Annotated in this window: 16 protein-coding genes; 4 read left to right on the top strand and 12 right to left on the bottom strand. The window is 50.7% G+C overall.

Going from position 1 to position 17,267, the window contains the following annotated elements:
* Positions 1–119: 119 nt before the first annotated feature.
* A complete protein-coding gene (locus ACO0LH_RS09365) occupies positions 120–1,454 on the top strand; it encodes an alpha/beta hydrolase family protein (protein WP_422940807.1) in 1,335 nt (444 codons plus the stop codon).
* 243 nt (positions 1,455–1,697) lie between these two features.
* Here the strand turns inward: ACO0LH_RS09365 and ACO0LH_RS09360 are convergent, their stop codons facing one another.
* The 8 genes from ACO0LH_RS09360 to ACO0LH_RS09325 form a co-directional block, all read right to left on the bottom strand.
* Positions 1,698–2,774, bottom strand: a complete 1,077-nt coding sequence (locus ACO0LH_RS09360; protein WP_422940806.1) for a diguanylate cyclase domain-containing protein — start codon at positions 2,772–2,774, stop codon at positions 1,698–1,700.
* Between the two features lie 459 nt (positions 2,775–3,233).
* Positions 3,234–4,010, bottom strand: a complete 777-nt coding sequence (locus ACO0LH_RS09355) for an enoyl-CoA hydratase (RefSeq protein ID WP_422940805.1) — start codon at positions 4,008–4,010, stop codon at positions 3,234–3,236.
* Positions 4,011–4,050: 40 nt separating this feature from the next.
* Positions 4,051–4,923, bottom strand: coding sequence for an alpha/beta fold hydrolase (locus ACO0LH_RS09350; RefSeq protein ID WP_422940804.1), 873 nt, complete (start codon positions 4,921–4,923; stop codon positions 4,051–4,053).
* Between the two features lie 71 nt (positions 4,924–4,994).
* Complete coding sequence (locus ACO0LH_RS09345; protein WP_422940803.1) at positions 4,995–6,191, bottom strand: acetyl-CoA C-acyltransferase; 1,197 nt, start codon at positions 6,189–6,191, stop codon at positions 4,995–4,997.
* Positions 6,192–6,206: 15 nt separating this feature from the next.
* Complete coding sequence (locus tag ACO0LH_RS09340; protein WP_422940802.1) at positions 6,207–8,594, bottom strand: 3-hydroxyacyl-CoA dehydrogenase/enoyl-CoA hydratase family protein; 2,388 nt, start codon at positions 8,592–8,594, stop codon at positions 6,207–6,209.
* Positions 8,595–8,651: 57 nt separating this feature from the next.
* Positions 8,652–10,442: an acyl-CoA dehydrogenase C-terminal domain-containing protein gene (locus ACO0LH_RS09335; RefSeq protein ID WP_422940801.1), complete on the bottom strand. Its 1,791-nt coding sequence runs from the start codon at positions 10,440–10,442 to the stop codon at positions 8,652–8,654.
* Positions 10,443–10,534: 92 nt separating this feature from the next.
* The gene (locus ACO0LH_RS09330; RefSeq protein WP_422941168.1) at positions 10,535–11,137 is read right to left on the bottom strand and encodes a TetR/AcrR family transcriptional regulator; all 603 of its coding nucleotides are present in this window, start codon (positions 11,135–11,137) and stop codon (positions 10,535–10,537) included.
* Between the two features lie 231 nt (positions 11,138–11,368).
* Entirely contained in the window at positions 11,369–11,752 is a 384-nt protein-coding gene (locus tag ACO0LH_RS09325; RefSeq protein WP_422941167.1) for an RNA-binding S4 domain-containing protein, read from the bottom strand.
* Between the two features lie 269 nt (positions 11,753–12,021).
* On the opposite strand from ACO0LH_RS09325, the gene ACO0LH_RS09320 reads away from it, so the two are divergent.
* From ACO0LH_RS09320 to ACO0LH_RS09310, 3 genes are read left to right on the top strand one after another with little or no spacing between them, the layout of a single operon-like run.
* Positions 12,022–12,660, top strand: coding sequence for a TetR/AcrR family transcriptional regulator (locus ACO0LH_RS09320; protein WP_422940800.1), 639 nt, complete (start codon positions 12,022–12,024; stop codon positions 12,658–12,660).
* 51 nt (positions 12,661–12,711) lie between these two features.
* A complete protein-coding gene (locus tag ACO0LH_RS09315) occupies positions 12,712–13,152 on the top strand; it encodes an AAA family ATPase (protein WP_422940799.1) in 441 nt (146 codons plus the stop codon).
* Positions 13,149–13,916, top strand: coding sequence for a tRNA(His) guanylyltransferase Thg1 family protein (locus ACO0LH_RS09310; RefSeq protein ID WP_422940798.1), 768 nt, complete (start codon positions 13,149–13,151; stop codon positions 13,914–13,916). The genes ACO0LH_RS09315 and ACO0LH_RS09310 overlap by 4 nt, the downstream gene beginning before the upstream one ends.
* Positions 13,917–13,987: 71 nt before the next feature.
* On the opposite strand, the gene ACO0LH_RS09305 is transcribed toward ACO0LH_RS09310, so the two are convergent.
* The 4 genes from ACO0LH_RS09305 to ACO0LH_RS09290 form a co-directional block, all read right to left on the bottom strand.
* Positions 13,988–14,416: a VOC family protein gene (locus ACO0LH_RS09305; RefSeq protein ID WP_422940797.1), complete on the bottom strand. Its 429-nt coding sequence runs from the start codon at positions 14,414–14,416 to the stop codon at positions 13,988–13,990.
* 64 nt (positions 14,417–14,480) lie between these two features.
* The gene (locus tag ACO0LH_RS09300) at positions 14,481–15,290 is read right to left on the bottom strand and encodes a DUF429 domain-containing protein (RefSeq protein ID WP_422940796.1); all 810 of its coding nucleotides are present in this window, start codon (positions 15,288–15,290) and stop codon (positions 14,481–14,483) included.
* On the bottom strand, positions 15,287–16,450 hold the full coding sequence (gene clsB, locus ACO0LH_RS09295; protein WP_422940795.1) for a cardiolipin synthase ClsB: 1,164 nt from the start codon (positions 16,448–16,450) through the stop codon (positions 15,287–15,289). The genes ACO0LH_RS09300 and clsB overlap by 4 nt, the downstream gene beginning before the upstream one ends.
* Positions 16,447–17,262 carry an endonuclease/exonuclease/phosphatase family protein gene (locus ACO0LH_RS09290; RefSeq protein WP_422940794.1) on the bottom strand — a complete coding sequence of 272 codons (816 nt, stop codon included), beginning with the start codon at positions 17,260–17,262 and terminating at the stop codon, positions 16,447–16,449. Before ACO0LH_RS09290 ends, clsB begins: the two co-directional genes overlap by 4 nt.
* Between the last annotated feature and the right edge of the window lie 5 nt (positions 17,263–17,267).

Genomic DNA, 17,267 nt, shown 5'->3' with positions numbered 1-17,267 from the left:
AAAACACCGTAGCGACGAAGACAGTAATTTAGTACGCGGCTCCTAGGAGAGGAGCTGCAACGCTTTGGAGCGATTTTGCGTAAGTCCGATTTATCAAACATTCTCTGTGAAAGCCGGTGATGCCATCAAAAAAACTATACATACTCTTCGCTGCCTGTACGCTGCTCTCACCATTATGGGTGAGCGCGCAAGACAATCGTATTGATCAGATACGACCAGATGCGCCTGAACTGTCTTCCTATGGTCAATATAAAGTTGGTATCACCAGCCTGAACCTGAGTAACCCCAGACAGCTGGATATCATCAATAGCAAGGCTGGCGCTGAACCTGTGTATTACGACAGGCCGTTGACGGTAGAGGTCTGGTATCCGGCAACATTAAAGGCGCAACAAGCGGCGGGTGGCAAATACCAGACTTACCTGCGCGATGGCAAGACCGAGATCAGCCTGAGTGGCCAGGCAGTGCGCGATGCGGCTCCAGATACGCAGCACGGCCCCTACCCGCTGCTGATCGTCTCACACGGTTATCCCGGCAACCGCTTCCTGCTCAGCCATCTGACAGAAAATCTGGCCAGCAAAGGTTATGTCGTGGTGGCGATTGATCATACTGACAGCACTTACAGTGACCTCAAGGCTTTTTCCAGCACCTTGTTGAACCGCTCACTAGATCAGTTGTTTGTACTAAACCAGATGGCAGCCCTGAATAAGCGTGATGCCACAGGCAGGTTTACTGGTCTCGTCAATGCTGACAATACCGGCCTGATCGGTTATTCCATGGGTGGCTATGGCGTCGTCAATACCATAGGCGGCGGGCTCACTGAAGCCAGTGTCAACGCCGCCTTCGTGCCAGACAAGGCGCTGGCGATACGCCAGGCAGGCAATGCCAGCTATCTTGCGTCACAGGACAAACGCATCAAGGCAGCAGTTGCATTTGCCCCCTGGGGCTGGAATGCGGGTTTGTGGGATGCCGCAGGTTTATCCGCCATACGCACGCCCATCTTCTTTATCGCGGGCAGTGCTGACGATGTATCAGGCTATGCGCCCGGCGTGCGCAATATCTATGAAAACAGCATCAATGCCCAACGCTATTTATTGACCTTTGAAAACGCCAACCATAACGCAGGCGCCCCCATACCAGCACCAAAAGAATCATGGTCAGCCATCACAGGCCTGAAGAAAATACCTGCAGAAAGCTATATAGATGCTGTCTGGGACAACACGAGGATGAACAATATCTCACAACACTTTGTCACTGCCTTCCTGGCGAAATATCTCAAAAACGACAGGAGCATGGATACCTACCTGAACCTGATAGAAAATGCCCGCGATGGTAAATGGAGTACAGAAGAAAGTGGCAAGCCAAAGCCTGATCATACTTACTGGAAAGGCTTTCCCGCGCGCAGTGCGGTAGGTTTGAGACTGGAAAATAAACCTGCAGCTTCAGTAGTTAAATGAAACTTATTTCATACGCGGCAATGGGTACAAACAAGCAAGAACTCACCTCCCTGAATACCATTGATAAATATGCACAGTACCTCTCGGGCAGCCATAAAACCGCAAAAAAAGGCGATGCAGTTTAAAACAATCATCCGAATCTAAAAACTGGACTTTGAAAGACCTGCGGCCAGACGAAGATCTTCCTCATGAAATGAGCGATGGATCAATTCACAGAGTCAATGCTGCGAACAACCGCGTAGTTCAGAATACATGAATGTGTGAACTGAACTCATGCCTGGCAGGCCTCGCGGTATTTGTCTTATTGCGTTTGGCTTCATACATGGCTTCATCTGCCAATTTGAGCAGAGTATTTGCATCACTGGTATCTCCTTCTGCCAAGGCGATACCAATACTGACGTCAACAATCACGTCTGCATCGCCAATACTGATAGGGCGGATGATTTCCTTACGCATACGTTCTGCGATCATGCCAGCTTCGGTGATATCGGCATCTGGTGCAAGCAGGGCAAATTCATCGCCACCGAGGCGACACAACACATCCGTTTCTCTTTTAATGGCATTCAGGCGTCCACCGATCGCACGCAAGACAATGTCACCAGCCTGATGGCCATAAGTGTCATTGATTGGTTTGAACTGATCCAGATCAAGTACCAGCACTGCGAATTGTCTATTCGTATGGCGTTTTAACCTGGCGAAACTGGCTTTCAGTTCTTCGTTAAAACGCCAGCGATTTGCCAGCCCGGTTAAATCATCGTGCGAAGCCAGATACAGGGTACGTTCATCACGTTGACGCTGTTCGGTGACATCACGCGCAACGGCATACAGAAAATTGGAACCAGGAATAGGAGCTGGCGTAGTCCAATTCAACCAGCGATAACCACCATCTTTGTGCTGGTAACGATTATCAAAGCTGATGGTGTCTATACCTAAGCGCAGTTTTTCTACTTCATGCTGGGTCTTTTCAAGATCTTCCGGATGCACCAGTTCAAGAAAGCTACGCGACAATAATTCTTCTTGCGTATATCCCAGGGTACGTTCGAATGCCCGGTTGACTTTATGAAAGTATCCGCTGGTGGTGGCAATGCACAACATATCCAGTGACAGACTGAAGAAGGCTTCGCGCTCTTCGACTATTTGCTGTACCAGCTCCAAACCATGCTTCAAGGAGTCTGTCAGGCGATGATGGTGTTCGGCTTCCTTCTTAAGCGAGGAGACCAGTTTATCCATTGACTCCAGACTTTCAGCGCGTGTTCGCAGGGTTTCTACCAGTTCGCGCAGAGAGGTTTCGTCTATTTGATGACGTTCAACTTGAACCATGGGTACACTCTCTTTTTAAAGTCTCAACAGTTTGTATTTAGCCATTTTTTGCTCGTGCTGATACTTTCACATAAGCTTTTTAAGGTCTTTCCCGATTTATAGCGTAGTGTGCTTATGACCGCAATAGCAAGTTTGCCATCGCTGATGCACTTGCAGACAAAGAAATAGCCGATTGGTCAGACCAATCGGCTCTGCTTGAAAAATTCTGCCACTCATCTTTACAAGCTTACTGCGGCCTGACAGACAGCACGCATTTATGGACGTGAATTTTGATGGCTTATTGATCATCAAATCGGCTTCTCAAAAAAATCCCAGCCTGATCAGAGAATCAAAATTTGAAGTGTTACCTATTGTTAATTTAATCAAGGTGCATGTGGCATTTCGTCTCGAAGAGAGCGACTCCTGATGATATGTAATTGTCAATTCAGGTAGTTACTATGTCCTTATTGGGGTTCTGTTTTAATTAAACTGACTAAAATCTGGCTTCCGTTTTTGAAAGAAGGCCATGAACGCTTCTTTTGCTTCTGGTGCATTCAGCATCGCTGAGAAGTACTTGTTTTCTTCTGCCATCTTGGCACTGATGGCGGCAGGCTGTGCGCCTTTCATCAATCGCTTGGTAGCGCGTATGGATGCTGCTGGCAGGGCAGCCAGCTTGGCAGCCTGCTCCTGGGCGTAGGGTAATAGTGCTTCGAGTGGCAAGACCTTGTTGACGAAGCCGATTTCAAACGCTTCTGCGGCAGTGAAGGCTTCACCGAGCATGAGTTTTTCTGCGGCGCGTTGATAGCCGACGATTTGCTGGAATATCATGCTGGAGGCAAACTCAGGGCACAGGCCAAGCTGGGTGAAGGGCATGGAGAGTTTGGCGTTCTCGGCCAGGTAAATCATGTCGCAATGCATGAGCAGCGTGGTGCCTATACCGACTGCGGCACCAGAGACGGCGGCAATCACAGGTTTGCCAGACTCATTCAGGGTTTGCATGAATTGATAGACGGGTGGCACGGCATCTGGCTCGGCCAGACTGCGGGCGTTTTTCATGAAGTCTTCAAGATCATTACCGGCGGTGAAAATTTCTGGTTTGCCGGTGATGAGGATGGCGCGTACGGCCACGTCTGTTTCTGCATCGCGCAGTGCATCTGCCATGGCCTGGTACATGGCCTGGGTGATGGCGTTTTTCTTTTCTGGACGATTGAAATTGATCGTCAAAATTCCGTTTTCTTTGTGGGTCAGGATATCCATTATTGTCGTCTCTTAATGTCAGGTATTGCTCAGGTATAGATCAGGTAGATTGTGGTGCAGTAGTCAGCCATTGTAAGGCTTGCTGCCAAAGCGTGTTGCGGAACTGTGGGCGGAAAAATCCAAAATGGCCGATGCGTTTGGCATCAACGTCTTTGGGATTGATATACCGGCGTTCAATCTTTGCGTTGCTGTAATGGTCATGCATGCTGTCTATGCTGCGCCGGCTCATCATTTCATCGTCGGTGAAGCTCATGCAAAGTATGGGCTTATGGATTTTATGGTGGCCGGTTTGCATGGGGCTGCCGTCCTTCTCGACAAAATATTCAGGGCTGCGACACCAGCGTGACCATTGGTAAATCACACCCTTGGGCAAATCGCCGACCTTGCGCATTTTTTTACCCGGGAAGTAACCCCAGATACGCGTGTACAAAGGCACAAGGAAATACCACATCAGCCACACCATACGTTTCAATTGTGGCGCATTATCGCGCCAGTAGCCGCTGCCGCAACCTACGGTCAGCATGCCGTCAATGAGGTGATTATCTGGTACCAGGCCAGGCAACTGTCCACCGAGGGAATGGCCGACGATGAGCAAGGGTACATCCGGCTGCCATTCCTTGGCAGTTTTCAGGGCGGCATTGTAGTCGCGCTCTGCCCAGACCAGGATGTCTGCATCGAAGCCACGTAATGAATTGCGGTATTGCGCGGGGATGGATTCACCCATGCCGCGATAATCAAAACTCAGTACGGCAATGCCATTTTCTGCCAAAAATTCGGCAAAGGGCTCGTAAAAATTCTGCTTCACGCCCATGGCCGCCGGCATGACGACGACTGATTTTATTGCGCCTGTGGGTGTAAATTTTTTTGCTGTCAGCGAAGTACCGTCAGCGGGAATAATTTGTATCGTCTCCATCACAGCTCCTTAAAAAAAACCGCGCAGTTTCAGTCTGCGCGGTTTAATTTTATTCAGGCAAACACGAGAAATTACATGCGTTCAAAAATACCGGCAGCGCCCATACCTGTACCTACGCACATGGTGACCATGCCGTATTTGAGGTTGTTGCGATGCAGGGCATGGATAGTCGTTGCAGAACGGATCGCTCCAGTTGCACCCAGTGGGTGGCCCAGGGCAATCGCGCCGCCCATAGGGTTGACCTTGGATGGGTCCAGGCCCAGGTCTTGTACTACGGCCAGGGATTGTGCTGCAAAAGCTTCATTCAATTCAAACCAGTCGATCTGGTCTTGGGTGATGCCAGCGGCACGGCATGCTGCCGGGATGGCTTCTTTAGGACCGATACCCATGATTTCTGGTGGTACGCCGCGTACTGCGAAAGAAGCGAAACGTGCCAGTGGCGTCAGGTTGAATTCTTTCAGGATTTTTTCGCTGACGAGGATCAGCGCACCAGCGCCGTCGGAAGTTTGCGAACTGTTACCTGCAGTAACGCTGCCTTTGGCGGCAAATACGGGTTTCAGTTTTGCCAGACCTTCGATGGAGGTATCTGGACGTGCGCCTTCGTCACGGCTGACGGTACGGGTTTTCAGTTCAATTTCGCCCGTTGCCAGGTTAGGCACGCGGTCGATGATGTCGACAGACGTTGTCTCAGCATCAAAGTAGCCTGCGTTTTGCGCAGCGATGGCACGTTGATGCGATTGCAGGGCAAATGCATCTTGTGCTTCGCGGGATACTTTCCATTGCTGGGCCACTTTTTCTGCGGTCAAACCCATGCCGTAGGCCATGCCTACGTTCTCATCTTTCAGGATGTCCATGTTCATTGATGGATTATTACCCATCATAGGCACCATGGACATGGATTCGACACCGCCAGCGATCATCACGTCAGCCTGGCCAACGCGGATGCGGTCTGCCGCCATGGCAACAGCAGTAATGCCGGATGCGCAATAACGGTTGATGGTGACGCCACCGATGCTGTTAGGCAAACCTGCCAGCAAGATGCCCATACGCGCCAGGTTCAGACCTTGCGGGCCTTCAGGGAAAGAGCAACCGATGATGGCGTCTTCAGCCAGCTTGGGATCAAGATTAGGCACTTGTGCAAAAGCAGATTGCAGCACACGTACCAGCAAGTCATCAGGGCGGGTGTTACGGAACATGCCACGACCAGATTTACCGATCGGGGTACGGGTAGCTGAGACGATGTAGGCGTCTTGGAGTTGTTTAGTCATGTTAATGTACCTCGATTAGTTACGGACTGGCTTGCCAGTTTGCATCATGCCCATAATGCGCTCTTGTGTTTTTGGATGATTCAGCAATTCCATAAACGCCTTGCGCTCCATGTCGAGCAACCATTGTTCGCTGACCAGGCTGCCATTATCGATGTCGCCACCACTGACCACTTCAGCAATCATTTTGCCCAGTTTGAAATCATGTGCAGAAATGAAACCGCCATCACGCATATTGATCAGTTGTGCAGCGATCGTGGCGATGCCATGACGGCCAGTGACTGGCACCAGTTTGCGCATAGGGGCGCGGTAACCGGCATCAAACATGGCGCGTGCTTCAACTTTCGCGACGTGCAGCAATTCGTAAGGGTTGAAGACGATCACATCATCCGCAGACAGATAACCCATCTTCTGTGCTTCCAGCGCCGATTTGGAGACGGCGGCTGTCGCTGCATTGGTGAAGTAGTTTTTCAGGAACTGCAGCAAATCTGTACCTTTGGCATCTGCCGCTGCACGTACTGCGGCTTCTTTCAAACCACCACCGCCAGGTACCAGGCCTACGCCGACTTCTACCAGACCGATGTAAGACTCGATGGATGCCACGCGTTTGGCTGTGTGCATCATCAATTCACAACCACCACCCAGTGCCAGGCCAGATACGGCAGCCACTACAGGGATGTTTGCATATTTCAAGGCCTGATGCGCATTTTGCAAGCGGGAGATTGCTGGCTCGATTGCTTTGACACCACCGGACATGAACAAAGGCAGCATCGCTTGCAAATCAGCACCGGCAGAGAAAGCGCCGCCGTCAGCTGCATCTGCACTCCAGATGACCAGACCTTTGAAGTTTTTCTCGGCTTCAGTGATGGCTTTTTCCATGCCTTCGATCACGCCTGGGCCAATCACATGCATCTTGGTTTTCAGTGACAAGACCAGGACGTCATCATTCTGATGCCAGATACGGACGGATTCATCTTCAAAGAAAGTCGTACCGGCAGTTGCGCCAGTTGCCACGCCTGTGCCCAGTACTGGTGCACGGAAAGCCTGACGATCATACACAGCCAATGTGGAGCGTGGTACGTAAGTGTTGCTTGCAGGTGACCATGAACCCTCAGCGGTGTGTACACCAGTGCGTCCGTCAAATACCCAGGCTGGCAACGGCGCATTGCACAGCGCCTTGCCTGCATCGATATCTTCCTTTACCCAGCCAGCCACTTCTTGCCAGCCAGATGCCTGCCAAGTTTCGAACGGGCCTACATTCCAGCCAAAGCCCCAGCGCATGGCGAAGTCGATGTCGCGTGCATTGTCAGCAATCGTCGCACCATGCACAGCGATGTAGTGGAAGGCATCACGGAAAATCGCCCACAGGAACTGCGCCTGTACATTGGTCGATTCACGCAAGGTCTTCATTTTCTTGACCGGGTCTTTTTCTTTGAGCATGCGGGCGACAACGTCGTCAGCCTTGGCGCCGCCAGTCACATATTGTGCTGTGGCGAAGTCCAGACGCTGGATGTCCTTGCCGACTTTTTTGTAAAAGCCTGCACCAGATTTTTGCCCCAGGGCGCCTGCAGCGACCAGTTTGGCCAGCACTTCAGGTGTTTTATAGACAGCGAAGAAAGGATCATCAGACAGATTGTCTTGCATAGTCTTGATGACATGGCCCATGGTATCGAGACCCACCACGTCAGCAGTACGGAAAGTACCGGAAGAAGCACGGCCCAGTTTTTTGCCTGTCAAATCGTCGACGACATCGACAGTCAGACCAAATTTTTCTGCTTCATAAATCGTTGCCAGCATACCGAAGATACCGACGCGGTTGGCGATGAAGTTAGGTGTATCTTTAGCGCGGACTACGCCTTTACCCAGAGTCGTTGTCAGGAAACCTTCGAGCTGGTCGATGATTTCTGGACGTGTTGCGACGGTAGGGATCAATTCCACCAGGTGCATATAGCGCGGTGGGTTGAAGAAGTGCACGCCACAGAAACGGGCTTTCAGTTCTGCATCAAAGCCGTCAGACAAGGCAGTGATGGACAGGCCGGAAGTGTTGGATGCGAAAATCGCATTTGGTGCAATGTGCGGGGACACTTTTTTGTAAAGATCATGTTTCCAGTCCATGCGTTCTGCAATGGCTTCGATGATCAGGTCGCAACCGGCCAGCACGTCGAGGTTGTCTTCGTAGTTGGCGACTTCGATGAGGGCTGCATCATCCTTGTTGCCCAGTGGCGCAGGATTCAACTTTTTCAAGTTCTCGATAGCGCGCAGGACGATGCCGTTTTTCGGACCTTCCTTGGCTGGCAGATCGAACAGGACGACAGGCACTTTTGCATTGATGCAGTGGGCAGCGATTTGCGCACCCATCACGCCAGCGCCCAGAACGGCGACTTTTTTAACGATGAAATTGGTCATTTTTAACCTCAAGAGTTTCGCGCCAGCCCATCCACATGGGATGGCGCGAATGTTTGATTAGAACAAGTCAGCTTCGAGTGACAACAGGTTGGCAGAGCCAGAACGTGCCTGGCGGATCAGCATCGCTGTTTCCGGATACAGGCGGGCAAAGTAGAAACGTGCTGTTGCCAGTTTGGAGACATAGAACTTGTCGCCAGAATCTTGTTTTTCAAGAGCGATTTTTGCCATTTGTGCAAAGAAATAGCTGTAAACCAGATGACCAACTACGCGCAGGTAAGGTACGGCAGCAGCGCCAACTTCATCCGGGTTCTGGAAGGCTTTCATGCCGATTTCCATAGTCAGCTTGGTGACCTTGTCGCCCAACTCAGCCAAAGGTGTGATGAATTCTGCCAGTGCTTCGTTAGTGCCATTGGCTTCAACAAAAGCCTGTACCTTGGCGCCGAACTTGCGCAGTTTTGCACCGTTGTCCATCAAGATTTTACGACCCAGCAAATCGAGGGACTGGATCGTGTTCGTGCCCTCATAAATCATGTTGATGCGGGCATCGCGTACATACTGCTCCATGCCCCATTCAGCGATAAAGCCATGGCCGCCGTAAACTTGCAGACATTCAGACGTCGCAGTCCATGCATTGTCAGTGATGAAGGCTTTGATGACTGGCGTCAGCAAGGCGACTTCGTCAGCGCAATCTTTGCGGACTTGTTCATCAGGATGGTTGAATTCTTTATCCAGTTGCAGGGCAACGTAAGAACAGAATGCACGTGCACCTTCAGCATAGGCTTTTGCTGTGAACAGCATGCGGCGTACGTCAGCGTGGACGATGATAGGGTCAGCTGGTTTGTCCGGTGCTTTAGGGCCAGACAGACTACGCATCTGGATACGGTCTTTAGCGTAAACCAGGGCATTTTGGTAAGCAACTTCTGTCAGACCCAGGCCTTGCATGCCCACGCCCAGGCGTGCAGCATTCATGAACACGAACATCGCGTTCAAACCCTTGTTAGGACCACCGATGAGCCAGCCAGTTGCGCCGTCCAGGTTCATCTGGCAAGTGGAATTGCCGTGGATGCCCATTTTTTCTTCGATCGCACCGCAGAAAATAGGATTGCGTTCACCGATGCTGCCATCTGCATTCGACAGGAATTTAGGAACGATGAAGAGGGAAATACCTTTCGATCCTTCTGGTGCACCTGGCAAACGTGCCAGCACCAGATGGATGATGTTCTCAGCCATATCATGTTCACCGGCAGAGATGAAAATCTTTGCGCCTGTGATTTTGTAGCTGCCGTCAGCCTGTGGTTCTGCTTTGGAACGCAGCATGCCCAGGTCAGTGCCGCAATGTGGCTCGGTCAGGCACATGGTGCCGGTCCAGTCGCCAGAAATCAGCTTAGGCAGGTACAGGGATTTTTGTTCTGGTGTGCCATGTTCATGAATACATTCATAAGCACCATGCGACAAACCTGGGTACATGGACCAGGCCTGGTTGGATGAATTCAACATTTCATAGAAAGAATTGTTGACCACCAGTGGCAAGCCCTGGCCGCCGAATTCCGGGTCGCAAGACAATGCAGGCCAGCCAGCTTCGACATATTGTTTGTAGGCTTCTTTAAAGCCTTTTGGTGTCGTGACTGTGTGGTTGGTCTTGTCGTGGTGGCAGCCTTCGCGGTCACCGGAGTGGTTCAACGGGAACAATACATTGGCAGTGAACTTGCCGCCTTCTTCCAAAATCTGGTTGATGATGTCGCCATCAACATCAGCGTGCTTGGGCAGCTGTTTCAATTCTTCTTCTACATTCAACAGCTCATGCAACACGAACTGCATATCACGCAATGGAGCGATATATTGACCCATGATTTTCTCCTGACGGCAAAGTTAAAACGGTAAATGTGGATGCTAAATTTTTTGCGGCGGTGTCTGTAAAAGCCTGTCAAAACCTATCAAAATCAGGCAGTGATATGCACCGGCGCGTAATACTCGATCATTCGTTCAAATCCTATCTCGGCACGGCCTACACTGCCCGGCTTGCGCAGGAAACGCGCATCATGGTGCAGGGCTAATATGAGGCCATACATCTCATACACAATCTGTTCAGGTTCGACATCATCACGCAAATGGCCCAGTTGTATCGCCTGTGCTGCAGCGCGGTGCAAGGCACCCTGCCACGCGTGGACCATACCAACCAGTTCATCCCTGATGGGCCCTGCCCTGTCATCGTATTCGGCTGCACCGCTGATATAGATACAGCCAGATGCAATCTCTACCGTGACGCGCTTGACCCATAAGGCAAACATGGACTGCAAACGCGGCAAGCCACGTTCTTCTTTCATGCTTGGGTAAAACACCTCTTGCTCGAAATGATGGTGGTATAGCTTCAGCACTTCGATCTGTAAATCTTCACGCGAACCGAAATGGGCAAACACGCCAGACTTGCTCATGTTCATCTTGTCGGCCAGCAAACCTATGGTCAGCCCCTCGATACCATCACGGCTGGCAGCATCCAAGGCTACATCCAGAATGGCGGCGCGGGTCAGTTCCCCCTTGCGCATGAATTTTGATGTCATATTCATATTACATTGATTGTGTTGAAAAGATTCATGTCTGCCCGTAGTGACCATTAAGTGAAGCAAAAAGTGATGCAAACAAATGAATTTATCGAACGCTCGTACTATTATGCACAGCGCATGAAAAGTCAAACCAGATTCCGTCTTTAGAGGAGAGTATCTATTTGTTTTCCATCCTTTCGTCTTTGCACGGGGAATTCAGTTCCAAATACCTGCTTAGCCGCGGGTGAAATCGATCTGGCGACGATCGCGCTTGGTCGGCCTGCCGTTGAGGTTTGCAGCCGGTTCGCGGTAGTATTTTCTATCTTCGGCCGCTTTAGCGCGCCGGGCAGCACTTTCGGCGGTTTCTTCATACATGGTCTGGGCAACAGTCGCCGAGCCGCGTACGTCCAGAATACGCAATACCCTGACTTGCCAGACTTGTTCAGCCTGATGCACTTCGATGAGATCACCCAGCTTCACGCTATGGGCAGGCTTCACACGCTGCTCGTTTTGTAATGCACGCCCTAATTCAACGGCATCTGTGGCAAGACTGCGGGTCTTGAAGAATCGGGCTGCCCAGAGCCATTTATCGATGCGGGTGGTTTCACTTATGGTCATCAAGCTGCTTTTCATTCTGAGGTAGGTAACGCGGCAAAAAAAGCGGGTTTTGCGCCGACAAATTTGCCTGGTCTCCAAATTAATACGTTCATTCTATTTTGAAGCAATGTATGGCAGCTGGCAGGCAAATACAAGGCATTTTTGCCCAATCTTTGTGCATACAACAAACTAAACCATGTTGCAGTGCGCATAGACAAGAAACTGAACGACCGTACAATTCGGCAGGGTTTTGCATTTTTATAGATTTCCCAATTTGGTCGGATCAGCTCATGAGCTCTGTTGAAGAACTAAGTGGAAAAAAACGCGCCATTCTGGTTGCCGCTGAGAAATGCTTTGCCGCGCAAAGTTATGAAGGCGTGTCGATACGCGACATTGCGCATGAAGCAGGCGTACCCATCGCACTGATAGGCTATTACTTTGGCGCCAAGAACGAGCTTTACCATGCCATTTATGAACACCACAGTGGCTATATCGCTGAGCGCCTGAGCGAATTGCGCAAAGCGCGACAGCATGACGACCCTGCCCTGGCACTTGAAGCCATCATCGCCGCCTTTGTACTGCCGGTACTCAAGCTCAATGAAAAAGCCGAAGGTGCAAACTTTTCGCGCATGGTCATGCGCGGTGTCATTGATCAGCACGAAGCCAGTGAACGCATCACCCGCGAATTTTATGACCCGATGGCGCGCGAATTTATTGCTGCATTGCATGATGCCCTGCCCCATGCGCCAGCCGACAGTGTCTACTGGAGCTATCAGTTCGCCCTCGGTGCCCTGCTGCACCATGTCGTCGACACCCGCATAGAACGCCTGTCTGATGGCCTGTGCCCGGCACGGCAAGCCGATATAGCAGCACCACACCTGCTGCGTTTTATCACTGATGGCATCAAGGCTGCCACGCGGCTGAACTGACTTCATTATCGTATGTCACAATGCAGGCGTAACGAACTGACATGCACATAAATGGAAGCCATCATCTTCATAGGACTACAGGCCAGCGGTAAATCTTCTTTCTACAAAGAGCATTTTTTCAATAGTCACCTGCGTATCAGCAATGACCTGCTGAAGACCAAGAACCGTCGGGCACGCTTGCTGGATTTCTGCTTAGACACCAGCATGCCCTTTGTCATCGACAACACCAATCCAACAAGAGTAATCCGGGCAAGCTATTTACAACAGATCAAGGCCAGACAATGGCCGGTGACTGCCTATTATTTCAAAACTGATCTGGAAAGAGCGCTCGCATGGAATAGCCAGCGGCAAGGCAAGGACCTGATACCCAAGGTCGGCATCCTGGATACCCATAGAAAACTGGAAATTCCCGACTATGAAGAGGGCTTTGACCGCTTGTATTACGTCGATTTTATAGATGGCAAATTAACTGCCGCTGATTGGAAAAAATGAAGTTTGATGAACTGGAAAAAGTCATGCGCGGCTATGAAACCGCGCATGACGACTATGTCCCCACCGGGACGTATATGGTGGCCCGCATTGATGGCCGCGGTTTTACCCGTCTGACCAAAGAAACCTGTGCATTTGAAGCACCGTTTGACATCAAGTTCCGCGACCTGATGGTGGAAACCTGCAAACATCTGATGAATTGCGGATTCAAGGTTATTTATGCCTATAACCAGAGCGATGAGATTTCTTTACTGTTCGACCTGAATATCAATGCCTTTGGTCGCAAATTAAGAAAATACAATTCACTACTGGCTGGTGAAGCTTCGGCCAAATTCAGCCTTATGCTGGGGCAGGTGGCCGCTTTTGATTGCCGCATTTGCCAGTTACCCAGCAGGAACCTGGTTGTCGATTATTTTCGCTGGCGCAATGAGGATGCTCACAGAAATGCCTTGAATGCACATTGTTACTGGCAGCTCAGGAAAGAAGGCAAATCACAAAACGAAACCACCAGCTTCATAGAGGGCAAGTCACTGGCTGAAAAAGAAGCTCTGCTGCAAAGCAGGGATATCAATTTCAAGACCCTGCCATTATGGCAAAAACGCGGCACCGGCCTGTACGTGGCAGAGGAGGAAAAAACCGGCTTTAATCCCAAAGAAAATGGAGAAGTTCTTATTAAAAGAAATGTCTTGAAGACAGATTATGAATTGCCGCAAGCTGATGCATATAGCGCGTTTCTATGGGAATTACTAACAAGAGATGACGAGTAATATATAGCGATAAGCTTTGCACTTGCCTTGAAGATCTGATGTAACGAATGGCGTCGCTCGGATGGAGTCGCTCATCGCGAATAGTCATTACGTTCAGCATCCTGTTCAGAAAGATACTCAATGAATTCAAACTGCAAATTATCGCTGACGATGAAATAGACATTTTTTCTGTGTGGATGGGCTGCTCCCCAGTGATCCGGCAGGTAACCAATCGTACTTAATCTTTGAATGACGCTGTCAACCGATGGCACCACCATACCGATATGTTTGGTGCCAACCTGGTGTTCGCGCCAATTAAGACCGTCGCCTTCGCCACCGTCTTGCAGGGCAAGATAGCTACTGCCAGTGCCAATGTGCAGCCAGCGTATTTTCTTGCCAAACCAGTCCATGCTGCCTTCTCCGCGTATTTCCCAATCCGGTAGTGCCGCTTGGATGAAGTTAACACTGAGATCGATGTCTTTGACTGTAACATTGACGTGTTCAAGATAGGAATGTGGCATACCCGGCTCCAAAAATCGAGATACAGCAGAAATGCAATACCGCAAAGATCTTAATCCACCTGCATTATTTTTGCACAGTCCCGACTATCCACCCCTCCAACGCATCAAACTCCGGCAAACCATAATTCTGCTCGCATCTTTGCCAGGCCCATGCTGCCAATACCATACATAAGACTGCATCGAGCAAATCAGCGCTGCCGTCGTCAAGCAGGTCTGACCTGAATTTACCTGCATCGAGACTGATTTTCCACGGTGTATTGCCCGCTTCCAGCGCCGCTATAATCTGCTCACGTGCATGTCTGCGGTCCATGGTCTGTTTGAGTTTGTCATCGCTTTTGTATGAGGCTTTGGTAATGCTGCGTGCCACCATGCCGGGGTAAGCTTCAAGAGCAACGCGTTGCGGATCACCATCGACAATGCCAGGAATTGTGACACCAGCTTCGAGCAAGCGTGGCGCACCAGCATGCAACATATAGGCAACTGGTGGATTGACCCATTTCATTGATGATGAAGAACCTGCGGGAATATCTGTAGCGCGGTGGGCAAATTTATTTCCTGCCAGGCGGGCGTCGCAAAAGGCCTTGAATTGCAGACGTAGATCAGCCCTTGTCATCGTTTGCAAATGCCGCATCAATGCAGGCCAGGCAGTTGGCCAGCACAGGTGCTCTACTAGTTCGCGAGGCAATGAAAATGGCAGGTCAAAGCCTGTAATCCAGGGGCCTGGCTGCATCAGCCAGGTTTCAAAGGCAGCAAAATCCGTCAAGGAATGTAATGCCTGCAATTGCAATACTTCGCCATTCATACAGCCGCTGGCGATGGTAATGCGCTTGTGCCGCGTCGGTGCAGACGTAAAATCGACCCCGTGCAATTTCATCCGTAGTGCCCGAAAGTGACGATGCGCATCAGACCCCGATAAATCAGATAAGCCGTGCCATACCAGGCACGCTGGTACCAGGTCTTTTTTTCGACATCACTGAGAAAAATCTCGACGCCGTCTGCGACACCCTGATCCAGTTCGGCAGCCAGTTTTTCAGCGAAGCCCTTGTCATGGATAACGATATTGGCTTCGTGATTCACGAACAGGCTCAAACCGTCAAAATTGCTGGAGCCGACTGTCGCCCAGTCTTCATCGATGACGGCGACCTTGGCATGTAACTGGGTTTTACGATATTCGACGATGCGTACGCCATGCTTGAGCAGGCGTGGATAAAAAGACTGTGAAACGGCATCTTGCAGGGCAAACTGTCCCACGCCAAGCAATAGCACGACCTCAACCTTACGCCGTGCAGCAGCGATCAGTGCACGGCGGAATTTCCTGCCGGGAGCAAAATAAGGGGTGACCAGCACAGCGCGCTTGCGGGCAGTACCCAGCGCGTGCAGGTAAGCTTTTTGTATGGTGGAACGATTGCGCAAATTGTCGCGCACTACCAGCGCAGCGGAGGTGATTTGCTTCTTCTCCATTTTGGCATCAGCACGCAAGTGCCGCAACAGGGCGAACCGCGAGCGCAAATCCAGTTTGCCGATTTTCAGCCACTGTGCTTCTACTTCCAGGTGTATGTGACTGACAAGTGGCCCCATCACGCGTACAGCAAAATCCCAGCGCGGAAACGGTAGAGGACGGGCAGAACCATCGTCGGAAATCGCATCGTCGATAATATTCAGGCCACCTACAATCGCCACTTGCTGATCAGTCACACAAATTTTTCTATGGGTGCGTGCCAGGCCACGTTTGAACCAGGGGTTAAAACAGCGACAGGCAACGCCTGCGCCAATAAAATGCCGGGTCAGGTCCAGCGCGGCTTGCCGGTCACTACCTATCCAGTCTATGACTACCCGCACCAAGACGCCGCGCGCGGCCGCATCGATCAGCGCAGACTGCACTGCTTGCGCAGTCTGGTCAGAAGCAAATATATAGGTTTCCAGATAGACTTCATGGCGTGCCTGGTTGATTTCTGCAATCAATGCCGGAAAATATTGTTCCCCACTTTGTAAAAGCTGTACGTCATTGCCCGCAATGAAATGCAATTTGCTCATTTACTTGGCGTTTTTTCCAGCAGTTCCAGATTGGCGGTAATGGGCACATGATCAGACAAGGCGGACCACGGTGCGCCTGTCATGACAGTCGCATCACTTACCTTAAAGCCACGCAGATACACGCGATCCAGGCAAAACCAGGGCAGACTGGCGGGAAAGGTACGCGCATGTTTGCTGGTATTTTTTCCAAACATGGAACGCATGCCTTTTAGCGAGAAACGCGATGCACCATGGCTGGCATCGATATCAAAGGCTTCAAACACACCCAGTTCCTGATACAGAGTGTGACTGAGGCGCTTACCCCAGTCATTGAAATCACCGGCGATGATGAGTGGCGCATCGGCAGGCAAGTCTTTTTTAATAGCCTGTATCAGTGCCTGCACCTGACGACGACGGCTGGCAGCGAACAAACCCAGATGAATGACAAAACAGTGCACGTCTACCTCGGCCACCCGCACGACAGCATGTAAAATCCCGCGCTGCTCATAAGCATGGTCAGATACATCATGGTTCACGAATGAAGAAATGGGGTAGCGACTCAGCAAGGCATTACCGTGATGCCCGTGCTCATAGACGGCATTCATGCCATAAGCCGCATGATGGGATTCGCCAGCCAGAAAATCATGCTGCCCTTCTTGTGGCCAGTGTGTATGCAGTTCGGCATGATGATCATGCTGCCCCTGTACTTCCTGTAGGAAGACCAGATCGGCCTGAAGCAAATCAATGGCTTCCTTAATGCCGTGAATGCGTGCCTTACGGCCAAACGCACTGACGCCCTTGTGTATATTGTAGGTCGCGATGCGAAGCTTCATGCGCA

The organism is Undibacterium sp. TJN19, from assembly GCF_049339485.1.
Taxonomy (GTDB): domain Bacteria; phylum Pseudomonadota; class Gammaproteobacteria; order Burkholderiales; family Burkholderiaceae_D; genus Undibacterium.
The sequence above is the reverse complement of the archived record's forward strand: the minus strand, read 5'-3'. Positions and strand labels throughout refer to the sequence as shown.